Source organism: Stutzerimonas stutzeri RCH2, assembly GCF_000327065.1.
In the GTDB taxonomy this organism is placed as follows: domain Bacteria; phylum Pseudomonadota; class Gammaproteobacteria; order Pseudomonadales; family Pseudomonadaceae; genus Stutzerimonas; species Stutzerimonas stutzeri_AE.
This window is the reverse complement of the sequence record NC_019936.1, coordinates 4075917-4095872: the sequence shown is the minus strand read 5'-3', so window position 1 is coordinate 4095872 and position 19956 is coordinate 4075917. Positions and strand designations below refer to the sequence as shown.

Annotated in this window: 19 protein-coding genes and 1 pseudogene; 16 read left to right on the top strand and 4 right to left on the bottom strand. The window is 63.4% G+C overall.

All coding sequences use genetic code 11. From position 1 onward, the window contains the following. The first annotated feature begins 270 nt into the window (after positions 1-270). The gene (locus PSEST_RS19100; RefSeq protein ID WP_015278577.1) at positions 271-1908 is read left to right on the top strand and encodes a methyl-accepting chemotaxis protein; all 1638 of its coding nucleotides are present in this window, start codon (positions 271-273) and stop codon (positions 1906-1908) included. Between the two features lie 75 nt (positions 1909-1983). Here the strand turns inward: PSEST_RS19100 and PSEST_RS19095 are convergent, their stop codons facing one another. Further along, on the bottom strand, positions 1984-3297 hold the full coding sequence (locus tag PSEST_RS19095; protein ID WP_015278576.1) for a 2-hydroxycarboxylate transporter family protein: 1314 nt from the start codon (positions 3295-3297) through the stop codon (positions 1984-1986). A gap of 250 nt (positions 3298-3547) precedes the next feature. Between PSEST_RS19095 and dcuS the strand changes: the two genes are divergently transcribed. After that, positions 3548-5152, top strand: a complete 1605-nt coding sequence (gene dcuS, locus PSEST_RS19090; RefSeq protein WP_015278575.1) for a DcuS/MalK family sensor histidine kinase — start codon at positions 3548-3550, stop codon at positions 5150-5152. Then, positions 5149-5874 carry a response regulator gene (locus PSEST_RS19085; RefSeq protein ID WP_015278574.1) on the top strand — a complete coding sequence of 242 codons (726 nt, stop codon included), beginning with the start codon at positions 5149-5151 and terminating at the stop codon, positions 5872-5874. The genes dcuS and PSEST_RS19085 overlap by 4 nt, the downstream gene beginning before the upstream one ends. An 87-nt stretch (positions 5875-5961) precedes the next feature. Here the strand turns inward: PSEST_RS19085 and PSEST_RS19080 are convergent, their stop codons facing one another. Then, the gene (locus PSEST_RS19080; RefSeq protein ID WP_015278573.1) at positions 5962-6408 is read right to left on the bottom strand and encodes a DUF2147 domain-containing protein; all 447 of its coding nucleotides are present in this window, start codon (positions 6406-6408) and stop codon (positions 5962-5964) included. Between the two features lie 325 nt (positions 6409-6733). Beyond that, the gene (locus tag PSEST_RS19075; protein WP_015278572.1) at positions 6734-7894 is read right to left on the bottom strand and encodes a sterol desaturase/SRPBCC family protein; all 1161 of its coding nucleotides are present in this window, start codon (positions 7892-7894) and stop codon (positions 6734-6736) included. 87 nt (positions 7895-7981) lie between these two features. On the opposite strand from PSEST_RS19075, the gene PSEST_RS19070 reads away from it, so the two are divergent. The 6 genes and pseudogenes from PSEST_RS19070 to PSEST_RS19050 all read left to right on the top strand — a co-directional run bounded on the left by PSEST_RS19070 (position 7982) and on the right by PSEST_RS19050 (position 12447). Beyond that, the gene (locus PSEST_RS19070; RefSeq protein WP_015278571.1) at positions 7982-8887 is read left to right on the top strand and encodes a LysR family transcriptional regulator; all 906 of its coding nucleotides are present in this window, start codon (positions 7982-7984) and stop codon (positions 8885-8887) included. Positions 8888-9123: 236 nt separating this feature from the next. Further along, positions 9124-9462: a hypothetical protein gene (locus PSEST_RS22180; protein ID WP_015278570.1), complete on the top strand. Its 339-nt coding sequence runs from the start codon at positions 9124-9126 to the stop codon at positions 9460-9462. A 113-nt stretch (positions 9463-9575) separates the two neighbouring features. After that, positions 9576-9965: pseudogene (locus tag PSEST_RS21925) on the top strand (transposase); the annotation flags it as partial. Between the two features lie 326 nt (positions 9966-10291). Further along, positions 10292-10837, top strand: a complete 546-nt coding sequence (locus PSEST_RS19060) for a hypothetical protein (protein ID WP_232422564.1) — start codon at positions 10292-10294, stop codon at positions 10835-10837. 108 nt (positions 10838-10945) lie between these two features. Continuing rightward, complete coding sequence (locus PSEST_RS19055; RefSeq protein ID WP_015278568.1) at positions 10946-11335, top strand: hypothetical protein; 390 nt, start codon at positions 10946-10948, stop codon at positions 11333-11335. A 218-nt stretch (positions 11336-11553) separates the two neighbouring features. Then, positions 11554-12447 (top strand): alpha/beta fold hydrolase, encoded by an 894-nt coding sequence (locus tag PSEST_RS19050; protein ID WP_015278567.1) that lies wholly within the window; start codon positions 11554-11556, stop codon positions 12445-12447. Between the two features lie 307 nt (positions 12448-12754). On the opposite strand, the gene PSEST_RS19045 is transcribed toward PSEST_RS19050, so the two are convergent. Continuing rightward, entirely contained in the window at positions 12755-13147 is a 393-nt protein-coding gene (locus tag PSEST_RS19045; RefSeq protein ID WP_015278566.1) for a DUF4168 domain-containing protein, read from the bottom strand. 149 nt (positions 13148-13296) lie between these two features. Here PSEST_RS19045 and PSEST_RS19040 point away from each other — a divergent pair, with 149 nt between their 5' ends. From PSEST_RS19040 to PSEST_RS19010, 7 genes are all read left to right on the top strand, one after another. Beyond that, entirely contained in the window at positions 13297-14778 is a 1482-nt protein-coding gene (locus PSEST_RS19040) for an ATP-binding protein (protein ID WP_015278565.1), read from the top strand. Then, positions 14771-16159 (top strand): sigma-54-dependent transcriptional regulator, encoded by a 1389-nt coding sequence (locus PSEST_RS19035; RefSeq protein ID WP_015278564.1) that lies wholly within the window; start codon positions 14771-14773, stop codon positions 16157-16159. The genes PSEST_RS19040 and PSEST_RS19035 overlap by 8 nt, the downstream gene beginning before the upstream one ends. Positions 16160-16222: 63 nt before the next feature. Beyond that, positions 16223-16681, top strand: a complete 459-nt coding sequence (locus PSEST_RS19030; RefSeq protein WP_015278563.1) for a DUF1456 family protein — start codon at positions 16223-16225, stop codon at positions 16679-16681. Between the two features lie 152 nt (positions 16682-16833). After that, a complete protein-coding gene (locus PSEST_RS19025; protein ID WP_015278562.1) occupies positions 16834-18102 on the top strand; it encodes a PQQ-dependent sugar dehydrogenase in 1269 nt (422 codons plus the stop codon). 54 nt (positions 18103-18156) lie between these two features. Next, on the top strand, positions 18157-18495 hold the full coding sequence (locus PSEST_RS19020) for a c-type cytochrome (RefSeq protein WP_015278561.1): 339 nt from the start codon (positions 18157-18159) through the stop codon (positions 18493-18495). A 67-nt stretch (positions 18496-18562) separates the two neighbouring features. After that, positions 18563-19237, top strand: a complete 675-nt coding sequence (locus PSEST_RS19015) for a DUF1028 domain-containing protein (protein ID WP_015278560.1) — start codon at positions 18563-18565, stop codon at positions 19235-19237. Positions 19238-19413: 176 nt separating this feature from the next. After that, positions 19414-19941 (top strand): hypothetical protein, encoded by a 528-nt coding sequence (locus PSEST_RS19010; protein ID WP_015278559.1) that lies wholly within the window; start codon positions 19414-19416, stop codon positions 19939-19941. Positions 19942-19956: the final 15 nt, after the last annotated feature.

Below are 19956 nucleotides of genomic sequence, written 5' to 3'. Positions count from 1 at the left end.
GATTGGCACGGTTGTTACAACCGGTCGGCAGTCGAGTCCGAAAAGTTGTACAAAAGCTCTGCAAGCCCCCGTCCTTGAGACTGCGATATCTCAGCGCGAACACCGAATCAGCCATATTCAGCCGCTTGCGGCCGATAGTCCGTCGATCAAACTTGTACAAGTAATGTCAAGATGACATTATGTTGTACAAGTTTTCCCGCTGCGAGTATCGCTCGGAGCATCAACGACTGACTGAATGGCTGCCTCGCAGTCTGGCTAGAGGAGTGTTCGATGAACAAGCAGATGTCGGTATCCATGCGCCTGGGCCTGGGGTTTCTGGTGATCCTGGGGCTGATGGTGGCGGTCGCCGTGGTCAGTGCGCTCAAAGTCGACATCATCGACCGCAGCATGAGCCAGATCAGCTCGCAGGCCGGCCTGAAGCAGCGCTATGCGATCAACTTCCGCGGCAGCGTGCATGACCGCGCGATTGCCGTGCGGGACGCGGTCAGTGCGGCCGATCCCGCGTTCGCCCGGCAGCAGGTGGCGGAAATCGAACGATTGGCGCAGCTGTATGCCGAGTCCGCCGTACCGATGAAGTCGATGCTCGCACAGCCCTCTGCCGATGCCCTCGAGCGGCAACTGATGGGGCAGATCGAAACCATCGAGGCGAAGACCAACGCGTTGACCCGCCAGGTGGTCGAGTTGCGCTTCAACGAGGGGTCGGATCGCGCCTACGAATTTCTCCTGGAAAACGTCGCCGGGGCCTATAGCGAATGGCTGCGGCTGATCAACGCGTTCATCGATCACCAGGAATCGAGCATCAATCAGGACGTGACCGTGGTCCGCGAGACCGCCAGCGGCTTCCTCGCGCTCATCGTCGCGGTGACCGGCGTGGCGGTGCTGCTGGGTGTGGCGATCGCGGTGGTGATCATCCGCAAGCTGCGTTCGACCCTCGGGGCCGAGCCCGACGAGGTGGCGCGGGTGATCGGCAATCTGGCCAACGGCGACCTGGGACAGCGGATCGTCACGCCATACCCGGATAGCGTCATGGGGGCGACGGCGAAGATGGCCAGCCGGCTCACCTCGATCATCGCCGAGGTGCGCACCGCAGCCGATGGCGTCGGCACGGCATCGAGCGAGTTGCTGACCTCCTCGGCGAGCAGCAATCAGCAGATTCAGCGGCAGTCGGCCGAGGCCGAGCAGGTGGCTACGGCGATCAACCAGATGGCTGCCACCGTGAGCGAGGTAGCCAGTTTCGCCGCCAATGCCGCGACTGCAGCGAAAAGCGCCGACGAGCAGGTCGAGACCGGCACCCGCATCGTCGGTGAGACGGCCGTGTCGATCCACAACCTGGCCAAGGTGCTGGAAAGCGCCACCGATACCGTCAATCAGGTCTCGGCACAGAGCGGGGATATCGAGAAGATTCTGCAGGTGATTACTGCCATCGCCGAACAGACCAACCTGCTGGCGCTCAACGCAGCCATCGAGGCGGCGCGCGCCGGCGACCATGGTCGTGGCTTCGCGGTGGTGGCCGACGAGGTGCGCTCGCTGGCCAACCGCACGCAGCAGTCGTCCAGCGAGATCAGCGAGATGATCGCCTCGCTGCAGGCGGGCGCCGGCAGGGCGGTGGAGGTAATGCAATCGAGCAAGCAGCTGGCACAGCAGACCGTGGAACAGACCCTGCAGGCAGAGAACGCCCTGGCCAAGATTCGTCAGGAAGTAGGCGCGATCAACGAGATGAATGCACAGATTGCGACCGCTTCGGAGGAGCAGAGCGCGGTGGCCGAGGAGGTCAACCAGAGCGTAACGCGCATTCACGACTCGACGGTGACCAGCTCGGCGGCATCGAATCAGGTCGCAGCCTCCAGTCAGGATCTGACCACCCTGGCGCAGGAGCTGAACCGGCGGGTGAATTACTTCCGCGGCTGATGGCGCCGCAGCCAAACGAAAAGCCCCGACCGCAAGGTCGGGGCTTTTTCACTTCCGGATGACTGAAAACGTCGGTCAGGTAAAGAACAACGGCACCACCACGCTGGAGATCAGCAGGATCAGCGCGCCGCCCAGGCGCGAGGAGATCTGCGCGAACGGCATCAGCGACATGCGCCGCGCCGCGGAGAGCACCGCGACGTCGCCGGTGCCGCCCATGTTGGCCATGCACAGCCCGGCGGTGATCGCCGATTCGATGGGGTAGAAGCCGACCAGGCGGCCTACCAGGCCCGCGCCGAAGGCGGCGCCGGCGACCACGGCGAAGACGATCAGCACGTAGGTCAGCGAGATGGCGTCGAGCACCTGGCCGAGGTCGGTGAAGGCCACGCCGATGCCGAACAGCAGCGCGAAGGTCCAGTTGCGCGCAACAAAGCGGAACCACTGGGAAGCAGCGTCGTTGATCGACTCGGGCACCAGATTGCTCACCTTGAGCAGCGCCACCAGCACGATCATCAAGGCATAGGGATGCAACGGCACGAACTTGCCGAGGATCTGCCCGGCAATGAAGAAGCTCAGCGCGGCAACCAGGCCGATGCCCAGGGCGGGCAGGGTGATCGGACCTTCCTTGTCGCTGACATCCACGCCCGGCATCATCTGGCCGTTGCCGGTCAGTGACGGGTAGCGATTACCCAGGCCGTTGAGCAATCCGGCGATGATGATCGCGAAGACATTGCCCAGGGCCAGGGCCGGCACCAGGATCGAGATGTAGTAGCTGGCCGGCTGGCCGAGCAGCTGCTCGTAGATCTGGCTCATCGGCACCGCGCCGGCACCCATGCCACCGCCCATGATCGGCATGGCGATGACCACCACCGCATCCTGCGGCGAGAAACCGAGCAGCGCGCCCACGGCCATGGCGAACAGCGCGGCGAACAGCACCGAGCACAGCAGCGGCAACGCGTAGCGCGAGCCGACTTTCACCAGCACCTTGGCATCCATGCCGAGGATGCTGCCGGTGATCAGCGCGGCGATATAGAAGTCGAGAAAGCCGCCGCCCTTCATGAAACTGGCGACATCATCGGCCACCGCGGCGGGTAGCCAGCCGAAATAGACCATGGACGCGGCGCCGAACAGCGCCATGATCGCGCCGCCGCCGAGGTAGGTCCTGATGATGGGTAGACGGTCGCCGGCGAAACCGAGCAGCTCGCCCAGCAGCATCATCACCAGCAACGCGCCGATCATGCCGGTGGGCAGGGTATCGGTGACGATGGCGGCGGCCATGACGAGCAGGGCGATGGCGAACAGCGGCAGCGGAAGATTGAAGATGCGTTGGGAAAGCAGCGAAACGTTCGGGGTGCCTTCAGGCACGGCAGGGCTCAGCGTGGTCCGATTCATTGTTGTACTCCTTCGAACGTGGCAGCCGGGTGGCGCACGCACGGGTGATGGTTGCGAAGACGCGGTCGGACAACCGCGGCGGGGCTACCTTAAGCAGAGTTGCTTCGCCGCCAATGTTTGGCGAAGTTAAAAAACCATTACGAAACTAAAAAAAGCAGAGCCGAGCTTGACCCGCGATTGCCGGGCTGGCTCGATCCGGCCCTCTAGCGCGGCGCATCGAGCGTCCGCCACATGAAATGGAGTGATGGCTTTGCGCTTGCGCCTGAACACGCTGATCTCGCTGCTGGTCGCCGTCATGGTGGTGCTGGCCCTGGCGCTGGCCCTCTGGCTGTTCAATGTGCAGCTGCAGGACACCCTGGAGGAAGGCCAGGCTTCGCGGGTCACCAACCTGGCGCAGAGCGTTGCCGCGCGTGACGACGTGCAGCTGGCCCTTGCCGGCCCCGCCGATTTCAACGCGGATAACTCGTTGCAGCGGGAGATCGACGGGTTGCGTCAGCGTCTGGGTGTGGACTTCATCGTGGTGATGAATCCGCGCGCCCTGCGCCTGACGCACCCGCAGCCGACCCTCATCGGGCAGGCCTTTCGCGGCGACGACGAAGGCCCGGTGCTGGCCGGCGAGACCTATGCCTCGCGTGCCGATGGCAGCCTGGGGCGCAGTATTCGCGGTTTCGCTCCGGTGCTGAACGACGAGGGAGCGGTGCTCGGTGCCGTCTCTGTGGGGGTCACCCTGGCTTCGCTCGGCGAACTGCTCAAGGCTCATCAGCGCGGCGTGGTGCTCGGTGTACTGGCGTTGATGCTGGTCACCGCCCTCGGTGCGCACATGCTGGCACGCTATATCAAGCGCGTGCTGCTGGGGCTGGAACCCTACGAGATCACCTGGCTGGTGGAGGAGCGTCAGGCGATGCTGGCCTCGGTGCGCGAAGGCGTTCTGGCGGTTGACGACCAGGCGCGCATCACCCTGGTCAACCCCGCCGCCGAGCGCCTGCTGGCCAGCACCGGCCTCGGCAAACCACCGCTGGGCCGGCCGATCGCCGAATACCTGCCCAACAGTGGCCTGCCCGAGGTGCTGGCCAGCGCAACCGAGCAGCGGGACCGTGAGTTCAGCCTCAACGGTCGGGCGATCCTCGCCAATCGTGCGCCGATCCGTCATCAGGGCCGGGTGATCGGTGCCATCGCGACCTTCCGCGACAAGAGCGAAGTCAACGCGCTGGCCGAGCAGCTGACCGGTGTCAGCCGCTATGCCGAAGCGCTGCGGGCGGCGACCCACGAATTCAAGAACAAGCTGCACGTGCTGCTCGGCCTGGCACAGATGGGTGATCTGGATGCCCTGCGCGCCTATCTGCGCGACCTTGCCGATCACCAGCTGGCGCCGGCGACGTCCCTGGTCGAGGGGATCGGTGAGCCGGTGCTGGCGGGCTTTCTGCTCGGCAAGCAGAGCGAGGCCCGCGAACGTGGCATCGATTTTCAGGTCGACGTCGAACATCCCCTGCCGGCCGCCGCGCCCGAGCAGATTCATGGTCTGGTTACCATCCTCGGCAATCTGCTGGAAAACGCCTTCGAGGCGGTGGCCGAGCAGGACGAGCGACGCGTCAACCTGACGCTGAACTACGACGAAGCGCTGCTCTCGCTGCATGTGCAGGACAGCGGTGGCGGTATCGAGGCCACCGTGCGCGGGCAGATATTCGAGCGCGGCGTGTCGACCAAGGGCGAGCGGCGCGGCATCGGCTTGGCTGCTGTGCAGGAGCAGGTCGAGGCCTGGGGTGGCAGCCTGGCGGTCTATTCCGAAGCGGGCCGCGGCAGCCTGTTCGAGGTCGAATTGTCCTATCGGACCGCCGCGGAAGGTGAGGCACCATGAAAAACACCATGCGCGTGCTGATCGTCGAGGACGACCCGATGGTCATGCGCCTGAATGTCGACTACCTCGCCCGTCTCGACGGCATCGAGTTGGTCGGCCAGTGCGAGAGCGTGCCAGCTGCGCTGGAGCTGCTCGAACGTGAGCCGGTGGACCTGCTGCTGCTTGATGTCTACCTGCGCAATCGCTCCGGCCTCGAGGTGCTCCGTCACCTGCGCGCGCAGGACCGCAATACCGATGCGGTGCTGATCACCGCGGCTTCGGAGATCGAAACGGTACGCGCGGCGCAGCGTCTCGGCGCGCGGGATTACCTGGTCAAGCCGTTCAGTTTCGAGCGCTTTCGCGATGCCATCGAGGCGTGCCGTCGCGCCCGTGAGTCGCTGGCTCGCCTGCCGGATCAGCTCGGCCAGGGCGATATCGATCGGCTGTTCAGTCAACCTGCTGCGGCAGATGCGCGTCGCCCCGGCGACCTGCCCAAGGGGCTGACCCCGGCGTCGCTGGCGCAGGTGGCACAGGCGATCCTCGCGCTGGAGGACGAGAGTTTCACCAGCGAAACCCTGCTCTCGGCCACCGGCATGTCGCGCGTCTCGGTGCGCAAATACCTCAAGCACCTGAACGATATGCAGCTGTTGGAAGAATCCTTTCACTACGGGCAGATCGGCCGGCCGTCGTTCCGTTATCGCTGCCTGGATCGCGCCGCGCTGCAGCGGCTGGCACAAGGCTGACGGTGTCTGTCGCCGCCCCATACCAGCACGGCTAGGGTCATTGACGCAGCATGACGTGCGGCATGACCTGCCGTGGCGAGGGTGGCCTTACTGGCGCACCCAGGTCTGCGTTCGGCCCAACGCCTCGATGCCGATGTAACCACGCACTTCCAGCTTGTCGCCGCCTTCCAGCAGTTTCGCCTTGGCGCGGTAGGTCTTGCCCTTCGCCGGGTCAAGGATGGTGCCGTCGCTCCACACCTGCTCGCCGTTCGGCTTGAGGTCCTGCAGGATGGTCATGCCGGTAATGGGCTGGTCCTTGCGCTCGCCTTCGCATTGGCTGCACACCGGATTGGCGCCCTGATCCGACTTGAGAATCTGCGCGACCTTGCCGGTCAGGGTGCCGTCGGCCGCCTGCTGGATCTCGACGATGGACTTGGGCTTGCCGGTCTCGTCGTCGATGGTCTGCCAGCGCCCAGCAGGCGAGTCGGCGGCTGAGGCCAGCGAAGAGAGTGCGAGCGGCAGGGCCAGCAGCATGGCGTTGAACAGTGGGCGCATGGTTTCTCCAGTGATCAAATGGGGTGGCCGACTCTATCACCGGCGATATAGCCTGGTTGTCGCTTGCCGGCTGACCGGTCGGTTCTCGTCATATACGCCCTTTTAGTCGTCCTGTTTCGGCTGCATTTGGTATGGCTGAGGCCAAATTGGCGCGAAAGCGATGCCGCCATCGTCAACTGAATGTCCCGCGATAGCGGGCGACAAAGGGCAAGGCAAGCCGCGAGCGTTCACGGAAAAATAAATCTGTCCCCTTTTCCGTATTGCGTGGGCGGTGCGGTGGTTGGGGGAGGGCGGTGAGGCGGGCTGAATCTTCATCGCTGAATGCTCATCTGACCCGGGTTCCACCAGCCTGTAAGCCGTTCATGGAAGCCGTGCCTGCGGAGGGGATCACGTGCTCGGCGACAATCCCCAGATGCTTGAGCAAATCAGCGGAATCCTGCTGCAGGCGTCTGTGCAAAAACAGCCGGTTGGCCAGGCGGCCGAACAGGTGGTCAAAGCGATACTCCATGCTGCGGGTGAAGCGGCTGCCGGTGCCCTGCGGGCTGCATTCATAGGTGACCCGCATCTGCAGGCCGTAGTTGCCGCGTGCCCGTGCGGTCCAGCGCTGCCCCGGCAGATACTCAAGCACATCCCACAGCAGATAGCTGGCGCGCTCGCTGCTGTATTCAAACCGGCTGCCGGCGCCCAGGGTGCCGCTGGGGCCTTTGATCGACACCGGGTAGTGATGCCACTCGTGCCAGCGTGTCGGCGTAGCAAGATAGGCCAGCAGCAGATCCGGCGAGCGCTGGATATCCACATGCTGCTGTATACGGGTCATTGGCTGGTCTGATTCAGCGCCCTCAGCTTCCCAGTACAACGTTCCATACAGCCAGTCCCAGAGCGGGAACACGATATTGAAATTGAAGTTGTGCATCAGCTCGCGGGCATGGTGCAGCTCGTGCAGCCGGCGCATGCGGCGCAGGCCTGGCATTTTCAGCAGCGGGTGCTGTTCCGGCAGGTGCTCGCTGGCATGCATGGTCTCGTAGGCGAGGTAACCCAGCAGCAGGGTGGCGCAGAACAGCGCCGCCACATTGCTGTTCCACTGACTGAGTACCCAGAAGAGCGTGAGGTTGATGGTGGCGTACACCGCAATCAGCCAGGCCGGGAAGAAAATCACCCGCCAGTCCCTGGGGGTTTCGTAGTTCATCTGCCCATAGGCGAAGAAACTGTGGTGATCACCGGTATGGCGCTGATAGAACAGCTTGCTGAAGCCGTGTTTGACGTGCCCCAGATTCTTGTGAATCTTGTACTCGCCCCAGTTGTAGAAGATCAGCGCCAGCGGCACCGTCAGCCACTCCCAGGGTGATGGGGCGGCAACCCGGCTCAACAGGAAGCCGATGCACAGCGCACCGAACAGCAACACAAAGCCGCCATGCAGCCAGGCGTTGTAGCCGGGCTTGATACTGGCGCGATAGCGCGCCCGAAAGCTGGTTGTATCGAACTGCATTTCGCGCCCGTCCAGTCTGTTTATTGACTGGACGATAAGGGCGGGCATCATTATTTTTCAAATGGATATTTGAAAAGATAGTTATTGATGATTACGAATTTGCGCCAGCTCGACCTCAACCTGCTGCTGGTATTCGATGCCCTGATGCAGGAGCAGAACCTGTCACGCGCCGCCGTGCGCCTGCACCTCAGCCAGTCAACCGTCAGCAACGCCCTGGCTCGCCTGCGCAAGCAACTCGGCGAGCCGCTGTTCCAGCGCACCGCACGCGGCATGCTGCCGACGCCACAGGCCCAGGCCCTGTATGGGCCGGTACGCGAAGCCCTGCATTTGCTGCGCACAGGCCTTGCGCCGCAGGCCGGGATTGATACCGGCAGCGAACTGACCTTCCGGGTGTCGATGAATGACTATGCGCAGGCGGTATTCCTGCCGGTCGCGCTGTCCCGGCTGCAGGCACTGGCACCGCGTCTGGTGCTGTCGGTGCAATCCGATGATGCCGACACCCTGGTCAAGCGCCTGAGGACCGGCGAGCTGGATCTAGCGATCGACTATCTGCACTTCGACGACGAGTTGAGATACGAGCCGCTGCGCGAAGAAGAGCTGGCGGTGATTGCCAGTGCCGACCACCCGGCGATACAGCAGCAACTGACGCTGGCGCAGTACCAGAACGCCAGTCATGTTTCGGTGCATCCGCGTGCCGGGCGCGGCTCACCGCTGGAGATAGTGCTGGGGTCGTCCAAGGTGCAGCGCAAGGTGCAACTGCTGGTGCCCCACTATCTGGCGATTCCCTCGGTGGTATCGCAGACCCGTTTGCTCGGCACCGTACCCAAGGCACTGGCTGAGCATTTCGCCGAGCAGTACGCCTTGCAGGTGTTCCCGCTACCGATGGCCATGGCACCGGTGCAGGTCAGCTTGATCTGGCATCGGCAGCAGGATGCCTCGGTCGGACTGCGGTGGCTGCGCAGGCAGCTTTGTGCGGCGGCAAGTGGTGAATGAAACGAGCAGGCTGACAGCGTTCGGGAGTCAGGTTACTGGCCTGAACTTCCCCGTCGACTCAAGCGGAAAAGGGGACAGATTTATTTTTTGACTGGTGATGCGCAAATAAATAAATCTGTCCCCTTTTTCAGAAGTTAAGTATCCGTCAGGTGATGGCGTTAGACCGAGTGAGTTTAGAGTTCTGGCGACTATAGATGTAAGTTGGCGCCTTTTCGGTTTGAGCAGTGAGGTCTGTAATGAATGCTGTGGAAGAAGCATATGAGCGGTTGGCGGAATATGTTTTAGGTTTTATAGATGGGCGCTCATGGGACAGCGCTGGTTGCCGTGTACAGATATTTTGCAAAATGGCTTCAGGCTCCCAGTGGCTTATGTATCAAGGCAAGAAATATGAGGAGGGTGGATTTGAGACGACTCCGGAGTCCCTTTGGGAGGGGCTTGGTGCCGCTCTTTTCCTTCGGGATGATCTGCTGAAAAAGGATGGGCGTCGTATTTGGGGGTTGGTATTTATTCTTTACCCTGATGGCCGGTTTAATATTGAGTATGATTACAATAAACCCAAGGATTATGATGAATAAGTGAAAAAGGAAAAGGAGCAGATTTATTTTCAGCCCTATGTGACATGTGCTCCAGACCGCTTTTCGGGTCTTCACTACTCTGACGCCTTACCCACGGAGCGGAGAACACCACTATGCCCAGGACGGGCCGTCTTGTTTTAGCGAACTACCCGCACCATGTCGTCCAGCGAGGCCACAACCGCCAGGTCGTATTCGCCGCTGACGAAGATTACCAGCGATACCTGGCTGATCTGCGTGAGCTGAAGGATGCCTTTGGCGTCACGATCTATGCGTACTGCTTGATGACGAACCATGTGCATTTGCTGCTGGCTCCGGGTGAGGCGATAGCAGAGCTAGGTCAGTTGATGAAAGCACTCGCTGCACGAGCCACTCGGTATCGAAATTGATTGGAAGGCCGGTCTGGAACGCTTTGGGAAAGTCCCTATAAATCGAGCGTCGTACAAACTGAAACCTATCTACTTGCATGTTCTCGCTTTATCGAACTGAACCCAGCAAAGCGAAAAAGGAAAAAGGAAAAAGCGAAAAGGGAACGCCGTTTTTCGCTGGATTCGCCAATAAACAGACTGCCCTGTTTTTGGATGCTGGCAATTAAGTATCATGCGTGCTTTCGCTATCGCCACATCGCCTAACGATCGACGTTGGTGATGAGGTGATACCTATGTGTATGTGAAACCCTGCTCAACTGGAATGGATGCCGGATATGCCTCGCTTTGTTTGGTTTGCAATCATTTGTCTCATGCTCACCGGGTGTGCCTATGGCAGGAAGGTCGATTACCCACACAGTTTTCCTTCAATGCCGAGCGTCCCTCCCCAGTCGGTGGAAGTGAGAGTGTCCGACGCCCGACCCTACGTGGTATCTGGCAACAAGAAAGGTACGTTCGTAGGGCTTGTTCGAGGCAGTTACTACATTCCCTATGACGTAAATACCCGCTCTGGCCGCCCCTTGGCCAGCGATCTGCAAGCAGCGCTTATCGGTGGCTTTGAACGTGAAGACGTCGCTGCGCGCGTGGCTGATGTCGGCGCGAAAGCAGCATCGAAACCGGGTGTGCTGTTGCTCGACGTTTCCATTCAGGAATGGAAAAGTGAGGCCGCTATTGGCGAGATTCTTACTTATTCGTTGCGTGCCGAGTTGATCGATCAAACAGGTCAGCAGCTGGCAGTGGCACATGCCCGCGGGTCCGACCGCATCTATGACTACACCCAGGCGGGTCGGAACGCACTTGCCTCCTTGCTGGCGCAGCCGACGGTCGTGCAGGCGCTCGGTGGCGATGTGGTGATCAATACGGCCCAAGGTGAGCCAGTCCAGTCTGAGCCGGTACGTAAAGCTGCTGCCGAGCTGTTCATCCCCCGCTTTGGTCGTGATGGCGTTTATTGACGGCTGCAGTTATTCGTTTTTGCTGGCGGATCTGATCATTTGACCCTCTGAGCGGCTGCGCGCGCCCACCGCGCAAAGGAATGTCGCCTTTCTTTTCAAGGATTGTGTATGCAAGCCCGTACCCTGTTGTTTCCCCTCGTTTTGTTCGTCACTGGTTGTTCGACCGGGGCTTGGTTCAAATTGCCGGATGAAACTCGACTCCTCGTCAACGAACGCCCCGCCAGTTTCGATCAGGGGCTTGTGCGCAGCCGTCCGTTCTCATGGGGCGCGGCGGGCGGTATTCCCTACCGGCTGGTAGATCGTCAATCAATGACGGTCAAGAGCGGCAAGCTGCGAAGCCGCTTTAGGGTGGCTTCGATTTTCTGGCCGCCGGTAGGCATCGCATATTGGCCGATGGGCTACGGCCAACGCTGCTATGACCTCACCGGCGATGAACCCAGTACCTGTACACACGAGGACTACCGCCAGTTGCGATTGGCCGAGCGGATGCGGCGCTGATCGCCCAGCTCGGACTGGCCGTCTACGACCTGAGCTTCCGTGAGAGCCGCCTCCTCAATAAGGGAAAAGGCGCCATGCCCTGCCGCCAGCTAACTGGCAACAGCTGAGCCTCCGCGCTTGCCTGACTCGCCGAGCCATTAACCTGGCCGGCAGGGCAAATCGTCATGCCACACCCGCCCGCTAGACTGTCTTCGTCTTCACGAAAACAAGAAAGGCTAATGAGTAGCACCGACATAGCGCTGGATACCTGGCGCGCTAGCGCTCGCGAGTTCGATTTTGGCGGTAAGCGCATTCGCTACTGGATGGCCGGCGACGGTGAGCCGCTGCTGTTGATTCATGGCTTTCCCACCGCCAGCTGGGACTGGCACAAGGTCTGGCAGTCGCTGGCGGCGCGCTATCGGTTGATTGCCTGCGACATGCTCGGCTTCGGCTATTCGGCCAAGCCGCGCGGGCACGCCTACAGCCTGATCGAGCAGGCCGATCTGCAGCAGGCGCTGCTGGCCGAGCTAGGTATCGGCGGCGCGATCCATGTGCTGGCCCATGACTATGGCGACAGCGTCGCTCAGGAGTTACTCGCGCGGCATTGCGAAGGGCGCATCGCGCTGGCCAGTTGCGTGTTTCTCAATGGCGGGCTGTTCCCTGAAACCCATCATCCGGTACGGGTGCAGAAGCTGCTGCTCGGCCCGTTCGGCTTTCTGCTGGGCAGGCTGTTCTCGCGGCGTTCGCTAGGGGCGACCTTCGGCCGCGTGTTCGGTGCGCAGACGCAGCCGAGCGACGCCGAGCTGGACGATTACTGGCGACTGATCGCCGAGGGCAACGGACCAGCGGTGATGCACCGGCTGATCCGCTACATGCCGGAGCGCGTCAGGCAACGCGAGCGCTGGGTAACGGCGATGCAGCGCTGCAACGTGCCGCTGCGGGTGATCGACGGCGCAGCCGATCCGATTTCTGGTGCCCACATGGTCGCCCGCTACCGTGAGCTGATTCCTGCGCCCGATACCGTGCTGCTGGAGGGCATCGGCCACTACCCGCAGGTCGAGGCTCCGGAGCAGGTGCTTGAACACTACTTCGACTTTCGCACGCGCCTTGCGCCCGGGGCGTGTGGTCATTGAGTCGGGTGGCGCGTTATCGCCTCTTCGGTGAGCGGTGCGGTCGCGTGGGGTTCAGGCTTTGCGTCGCTGGCAAAACTGCGAGGTAGGGTTCTTGTGGAGGGCTCCAAGCGCGGTGGATAGCGCTGAATACGAATCTGGAGGATGGCCGCCCGACCGACTGCTTCTTGTCAGATATCCGTTTGGAATCGGGCGCTTGCTGGATTCTGGCACCCAAACGCAAGAAGCCCCGCCGGCATCGGCCAGGCGGGGCTTGCTTGTCACCCAGCGCGAGCGCCTCAGACAGCGCCGCGCGGTGTCAGTGGTGCAATCACTGCTGCATCATCGCAATCACGCGGTTGCGCAGTTCCGGGTCGGTCTGCACGGCTTCGTTGATGGCGTTGTACTCGTCGATGCTGATGTCATTTTCCTCGATCACACCGAGCATTTTCTCGTTGGCTTGCTGCTGAAGCTCACGGGCCTTGTCGGCGTCTTCGGTCTTCTGCAGCTTGCCGGTGAACTCCTCGCGAATCTCCATGATCTCGCCCAGTGATTCGGCAAAGTTCTCCAGTTTCTTTTCACTGAACTGCTGCGCCTGAGCGCCAGTTGCCGGCTGAGCAGTGGGGGCTGGGCTGGCTGATTGCGCCGATGCAAGGGGAGCGGCCAAGCCGAGGAACAGCGAGAAAATTCCGGCGAAGGCGAGACGAGCGTTGTGCTGGGTCATGTTCATTCCTGCTTCGGTTAAAGACGGATTGGTTATTGCAGCAGCCGTGCCAGCTTTCTCTTGAATAGCTAAGCCATTGTTGTTTAAAGGCTTTCCCGTTTCGTCGGGGCGGGGTGGACCCATATGTTAGGCGTCTGTAGTGTGCCTATATGACACATGTATCAATCTGGCAGCGTCCATCCAGCTTACGCGGCGCACTCTTGCTCAAGGTCGTCGTGCCGCTGATGGCGATCATGTTCGGCTTCAGTTCGGTGGTGCTCTGGACGGTCGAGCGCAACAGCGAGCGACGCTTGCAGGCGGAGGTCGAGCTGGTGGCGCGGGCAGTACGTCTGCCGCTCAGTGCCAGCCTGGAGAAGAACCATGAGCGCACCCTGCAACAGGTGCTCGAATCGGTGCTCGGCGTCGGTCGTGTGTATGGCGCCTATGTCTATGATCGTGACGGCAAGCTCGCGGCCTATGCCGGTGCGGCGGAGCCGGATCAGGACGAGTCGGCGATCCAGCAGCTCACCGCCGGTGGCGAGCTGACCGGCACCTATCAGCGCATCAACGGCCGCCCGGTTTATTCCTATTTCGTCCCGCTGGAAGAGAGCGGTGGGCAGATCAACGGCCTGCTGCAGGTGACCCGACGCTGGGGCGATTTCGAGCAGGACATCCGCCGCCTGCGCCTGATCGCCGCGGGCCTGGGTGGCTTGTTGGCCGGGGTGGCGCTGGTGGTGATCCTGCTCGGCCACCGCTCGGCGGTGGGCAAGCATCTGCAGCAGCTGGCGCGCAGCATGGAGCGGGTCGCGGCGGGGGAGCGCGAGCATCGAGCGCCACGCAGCGGGCCGCAGGAAATCGTCGTGCTGTCCGGCGCGTTGAACCAGATGCTCGACAGCATCGCCGCCGCCGAGCGCCAGGTGGCCGAGCAGCAGACCCGCGAGGAGCAGCTGCAGGCGCGTCTACGCCAGAGCCAGCAGCTGGCGGCGGTAGGACGGCTGGCGGCCGGCGTGGCGCATGAGCTCGGCAGTCCGCTCAGCGTGATCGACGGCAAGGCGCAGCGGGTGTTGCGCGACGACGAGCTGGGCGAAACCCATCGCCGCGCGCTGTTGCAGATTCGTCAGCAAGTGGCGCGGCTCAGCGCCATCGTCCGTCAGCTGCTGGATTTCGGTCGTGCCGCCGGTTCGCCCCCGCGCAGCGTGCCCGCTGAGGTGCTGGCGCACTCGGCTGCCGCCGCGGTGGCTGACGAGCTCGCCGCGCTACAGGTTCGGCTGGAACTGCTGGCGCCGGCGCAAACAGTTTATTGCCGTGTCGACCCGCCGCGTTTCGAGCAGGCACTGACCAATCTGCTGCGCAATGCCGCTCAGGCGAGCCCTGGCGGGCTGGTGCGGCTGAGCTGGTGGCAAGACGGCAACGAGCTGCTGCTGCAGGTGGAAGACGACGGTCCGGGTGTAGCCGAAGCAAATCGCGCGGCGCTGTTCGAGCCGTTTTTCACCACCAAAGCGGTGGGCGAGGGCAGTGGACTGGGTCTGGCAGTGGCGCATGGCGTGGTCAGCGAGTGCGGCGGACGCCTCGAACTGGTCGACGGCAGCCTGCCGGGCGCGGCCTTCCGTATTGCTCTGCCATTGATCGACGAGGAGGTCGGGCATGACTGAAGTGACGCAGGAGCGGGTGCTGCTGGTCGAAGACGATGACAGTCTGCGCCAGTTGCTGGTCGAGGAGCTGGAAGACCGCGGCTTGCAAGTGCGTGCGCTGGCCAGCGCGGAGGAGGCGGTGGGTTCGCTGGAAAGCTGGGAGCCGGCGCTGGTGGTCAGCGACCTGCGCCTGCCCGGTGCCGATGGCATGGCGCTGCTGCGGCGGGTGAAGAGCATGCAGGCGGCACCGGCGTTTCTGGTGATCACCGCGTTCGGCAGCATCCAGCAGGCGGTGGCGGCGCTTAAGGAGGGCGCCGACGAGTTCCTTACCAAGCCGCTGGACCTCGAACATTTTGGCCTGGCGGTGGCCCGCGCGCTGGAGACGCGACGCTTGCGCGACGAGGTGCGGCGCTTCCAGCAGCTGCTCAGCGACGATCGCTTCCACGGCATGCTCGGCCGCAGCCGGGTGATGCGCGGCTTGTTCGACCAGATCCGCCAGCTCGCCCGTGCCGAAGGGCCGGTGCTGGTGATTGGCGAGAGCGGCACCGGCAAGGAACTCGTCGCCCGTGCCGTACACGCGGAAAGTGAACGTGCGAACCGGCCGTTTCTGGCAATCAACTGCGCCGGGCTGCCGGCCGAATTGCTGGAAAGCGAGTTCTTCGGCCATGTCGCCGGCGCCTTTACTGGTGCCAACCGCGCGCACAAGGGGCTGTTCCAGCAGGCCGACGGCGGCACGCTGTTCCTCGACGAGATCGGCGAGATGCCGCTGCCGCTGCAGGCCAAACTCCTGCGTGTGCTGCAGGAAGGCACGATCCGCCCGGTGGGTGCCGAACGTGAGCTGACCGTGGACGTACGCATCATCGCCGCCAGCAACCGCCCGTTGGAAACCGAGGCCGGTCGTGAGGCCTTCCGCGAGGACCTGTTCTTCCGTCTGGAGACCTTCATCCTGCAGGTGCCGCCGCTGCGGGATCGGGAGGAGGACCTCGAGCTGCTCGCGGCCGGTTTCGTCGCCCATTTCGCCGCGCGCAGCGGGCGGCCGGTGCGCGGCCTGGCACCGGCGGTGCTGGCGCAACTGCGGCGCTATCCCTTCCCCGGCAACGTGCGCGAACTGCAAAACGCCATCGAGCGCGCGGTGACCTTCTGCCACGGGCGCAGCATCGAGCTGGAGCACCTGCCCAGCCGCATTGCCGACTATCGTGACGACAACGCCCGCAGTGCCGGCGCCGAACTGCTTGCCCAGCTTAGCGATGGCCCGCTGCTGCCGACCCTGGAAGAGCTGGAACTGCGCTATATCGAGCATGTGCTGAAGCTGGTGGACGGCAACAAGCGCCGCGCGGCGGCCTTGCTCGGCATCGGCCGGCGCACGCTGTACCGCCGCCTCGGCGAGCGCGAGGACGGTTGATCGGACTCGCCGCAGGGCGCCCGAAAGCGCACACTGCCGGCCTTTTCTCAGTGAGGAGCGAACATGCTCAACAATGACGTCCTGCGCAGCCTGCGCTATACCCTGAAGGTCAGCGATGCACAGATGGCCGAAATCGCCGCGCTGGGCGGCTGCACGGTTGCCGAGGCCGATGTTCGCGCCTGGCTCAGCCGCGAGGACGAGGACGGCTATCAGGAGTGCCCTGACGAGGCGATGGCGCGTTTTCTCGACGGGCTGATCTATTTCAAACGCGGCAAGGACGACAGCCGCCCGGCGCCGCCGCTGGAGCTGCCGGTCAGCAACAACCAGATCCTGAAAAAACTGCGTGTAGCCTTCGAGCTGCGCGACGAAGACCTGCAGGCGATCCTGCAGGCCGCCGACCTGCAGCTGTCGAAATCCGAACTCGGCGCGCTGTTCCGCAAGCCGGGCCACAGCAACTACCGCGCCTGCGGCGACCAGCTGCTGCGCAATTTCCTCAAGGGCCTTTCGCTGCGCCAGGGCTGATCCACACCGCACGGCACCTCAAGTGGTAAATGGCCAGGCGGCCGCTACGCTGAAGCAGGCAGCTAGCCGCATGCCCGGTGCGCAGCTCGTCGCCGGGAACGCCATAACAACAAGATGACCGCCCCGCGTGGCGGTGCCATGAGGTGCGTGCCATGAAGATTCCCTGCCTGACCCTGAGCGCCCTGCTCACGCTGAGCTGCGCCGCTGCGATTGCGGCGCCGACCAGTGACGAAGCCCTTGAGCGCATGCGCTCGATGAAGACCACCGGCCAGTCGCTGGACATGAAGACCATTGCCCAGGACGGCCCCACCGCCGATGCCATTCGCGACAACCTCAAGCGCATCAAGCTGCCCGAGGGTTTTCGCATCGATCTCTACGCCGTGGTCCCCGATGCCCGCCATATGGCAGTCGGGCCGTCCAGCGGAGTGGTCTTCGTCGGCACCCGCAAGACCGACCTGTGGGCGGTCACCGATCGCACCAAGAATCGCACCGCCGACGAAGTGAAGCGCTTCGCTCCGGCGATCTCCTTCACCCAGCCTGGCCCCTGTTTCAGCCCGGACGGCTTTCTCTTCGTTGCCGAGCACAACCGTGTGCTGGTGTTCCCGGCCGCCGAATTCTTCTACGAGGGACCGGACGTGGCGGCCGACATCGTGGTGCCGACCGGCGAGCTGATCCCCAAGGACGAGGAGAGCTACAACCACGGCGCGCGGGTCTGTGCCATCAGCCCGGGCAACAAACTGACCATCTCCCTCGGCCAGCCACACAACGTGCAGCCCAAGGAAAAGCGCGAGCTGTACGAGCAGCACGGTATCGGCGGCATCGTGCGCATGGAGCGTGACGGCAGCAAGCGTGAGGTCTACGCCACCGGTGTGCGCAACTCGGTGGGCGTCACCTATCACCCAACGACGAAGGAGCTGTGGTTCACCGATAACCAGGTCGATGGCATGGGCGACGACACACCGCCGGGCGAGATCAATCATGCGCCCAAGGCCGGAATGAAATTCGGCATGCCCTGGTATGGCGGCGGCCAGGTGCGTACCAACGAGTACGCCGACGAGACCCCGCCCGAGGGCCTGACCCCGCCGGTGGTGGAAACCACCGCCCACGCCGCGGACATGGGCCTGACCTTCTACACCGGCAAGCAGTTTCCCGAGCAGTACCGCGGCGGCCTGTTCAGCGCCCAGCGCGGCAGCTGGAACCGCACCGTGCCGGCTGGCGCACGGGTGATGTTCACGCCGTTTGCCGCTGATGGCAGCGGTCCGTCCGGCGAGACGGTGCCCTTCGCCGAAGGCTGGCTGGACGAGGAAACCGGCGAGTACTACGGCCGCATCGTCGATGTCGCGCAGCTCAAGGACGGCTCGCTGCTGGTCAGCGACGACACCGCCGGGGCCATCTACCGCATCTCCTACCAGGGCAAGTGAGCCGTCGCGCCGGCCTGCCGTTCGCGCGGGCCGGCGCTATTGGAGGATTCCTGCATGTCGATGGATTTCAAGCGGTGGCTGTGTCTGGTGCTTGCACTGCTGCTGGGCAGCGCCTGCCTTCCGGCGCTGGCGGCCGATCTGACCGCTGCCAAGGCCAAGGCCAAGACGTGCGCGGCGTGCCATGGCATCGATGGCATCGCCAAGGTTGCCGATGCACCGAATCTGGCCGGCAACGGCGAGCTGTACCTGGCGCGGCAGCTGCAGGCCTTCCGCTCCGGTGAGCGCAAGCATCCGCAGATGAGTGTCATCGCCTCCGGGCTGAGCGACGAGGACATCGCGGCGGTCACGGCCTGGTACTCGGCGATCAAGGTCAGTGTCGAATTGCCGGAGTGAGCCGCCCGCTCTGAACGTTTGCCGCTCGGCCCGGGCCTAAGCTCTGACGAATCCAGAGAGCACGCCCATGACCTTTTCCATCGTCGCCCGCTGCCCGCGCACCGGCCAGTTCGGCGTGGCCGCTGCCACCGCCATGCCCGCTGTGGGCAAGTTGCTGACCCACGCGGCGGCGCATGTCGGCGCTGTGGCGACTCAGGCGCAGATCAATCCGTACCTCGGTATTGATGGCCTGCGCTTCCTGCGTGAATTCAGCCCGGCGGCAGAGGTGCTGGAACGGCTGCGGCGCACCGACCCCTGTATGGAGCTGCGCCAGTGCGCGGTCGTCGACAACCAGGGCCGTACCGCCTGCTGGACCGGTGAGCGCTGTCTGCCCTGGGCCGGCTCCATCGCCGGCGAGCAGTTCTGCGTGCAGGGCAACCGGCTGAAGGGGCGCGAGGTGCTGGAGGCCGCCTGCGAGGCCTATGTCGGCAGCGCGCATCTGCCACTGGTGGAGCGCCTGATGGCCGCGCTCGCGGCCGGCGATGCGCAGGGCGGCGATCGCCATGGCGAGTCGTCGGCAACGGTGTATGTGGTCGACCAGGAGCAATATCCGCTGTGGGACATCCGCGTCGATCATCATCCTGATCCGTTCGCCGAGCTGCACCGGCTGCACGATGTGTTCGCCCGCGAGGTGGTGCCGGAGATCCTCGCCATGCCGACGCGCGCCAATCCGGCGGGTGCGGCTGGAGAAGAAATCATCTGATCGCTGAACCGGCTTGCAGCGCGGGGCTGGCCGGCTGCGACTGCGGAGCGCAGAGCTCGACTCCGTCAAATGCTGGCGGTTGGCTATGCTCCAGGCAGTAACACGCTGTTCGTGCGCGGCGCCGCTTGTCGGTCGACTGCGCCGGCGCGGGTGGTCGGGCGGTGAGGGTGCATGCTATGCGGATCGCGCTGATTCTTCTGTGTCTCGTTCTGAGCGGCTGCGCCAATATCTGGCGTATGGAGAACGGTCCGCTGACCGCCTTCAGCGAATCGCTGCGCGAGTCGTCAGAGCCGCGTTACACCATGGTCTGGATCGATCTGCAGAAGAAGACCGATGCCCGTGTGCTCGCCGCGCAGATCAAGCTGGCCGAGCAGGCGCCGCTGGTGGCGATAGGCGCGCTGCGCCCGGAAGTCGTCGCCCGCTACCTGCCGGCGTGGGAACCTCCGCCGCAGTGGCCGGAGATCGTCAGAGAGAAGGCGCGCCAGGATGACAATTACCAGGGCGGCGGCATCTACGTGAGTTTCCGTCAGGGACGGCTGGTGTATGTCAGCCTGGTCTCGCGGTTGCGCGATGAACGCTTCCACCCGCAGGTCGCCGCGCCCGCTGCGACCGAGCTGCAGACCCTGCCGCTCAGCCGTGCGCAGATGGACGAGGTGTTCGGGCCGCCGCGGCGCGTCTATCGTGTTTCCGAGGTGCGCTACTGATCGGCGGATGCGGTT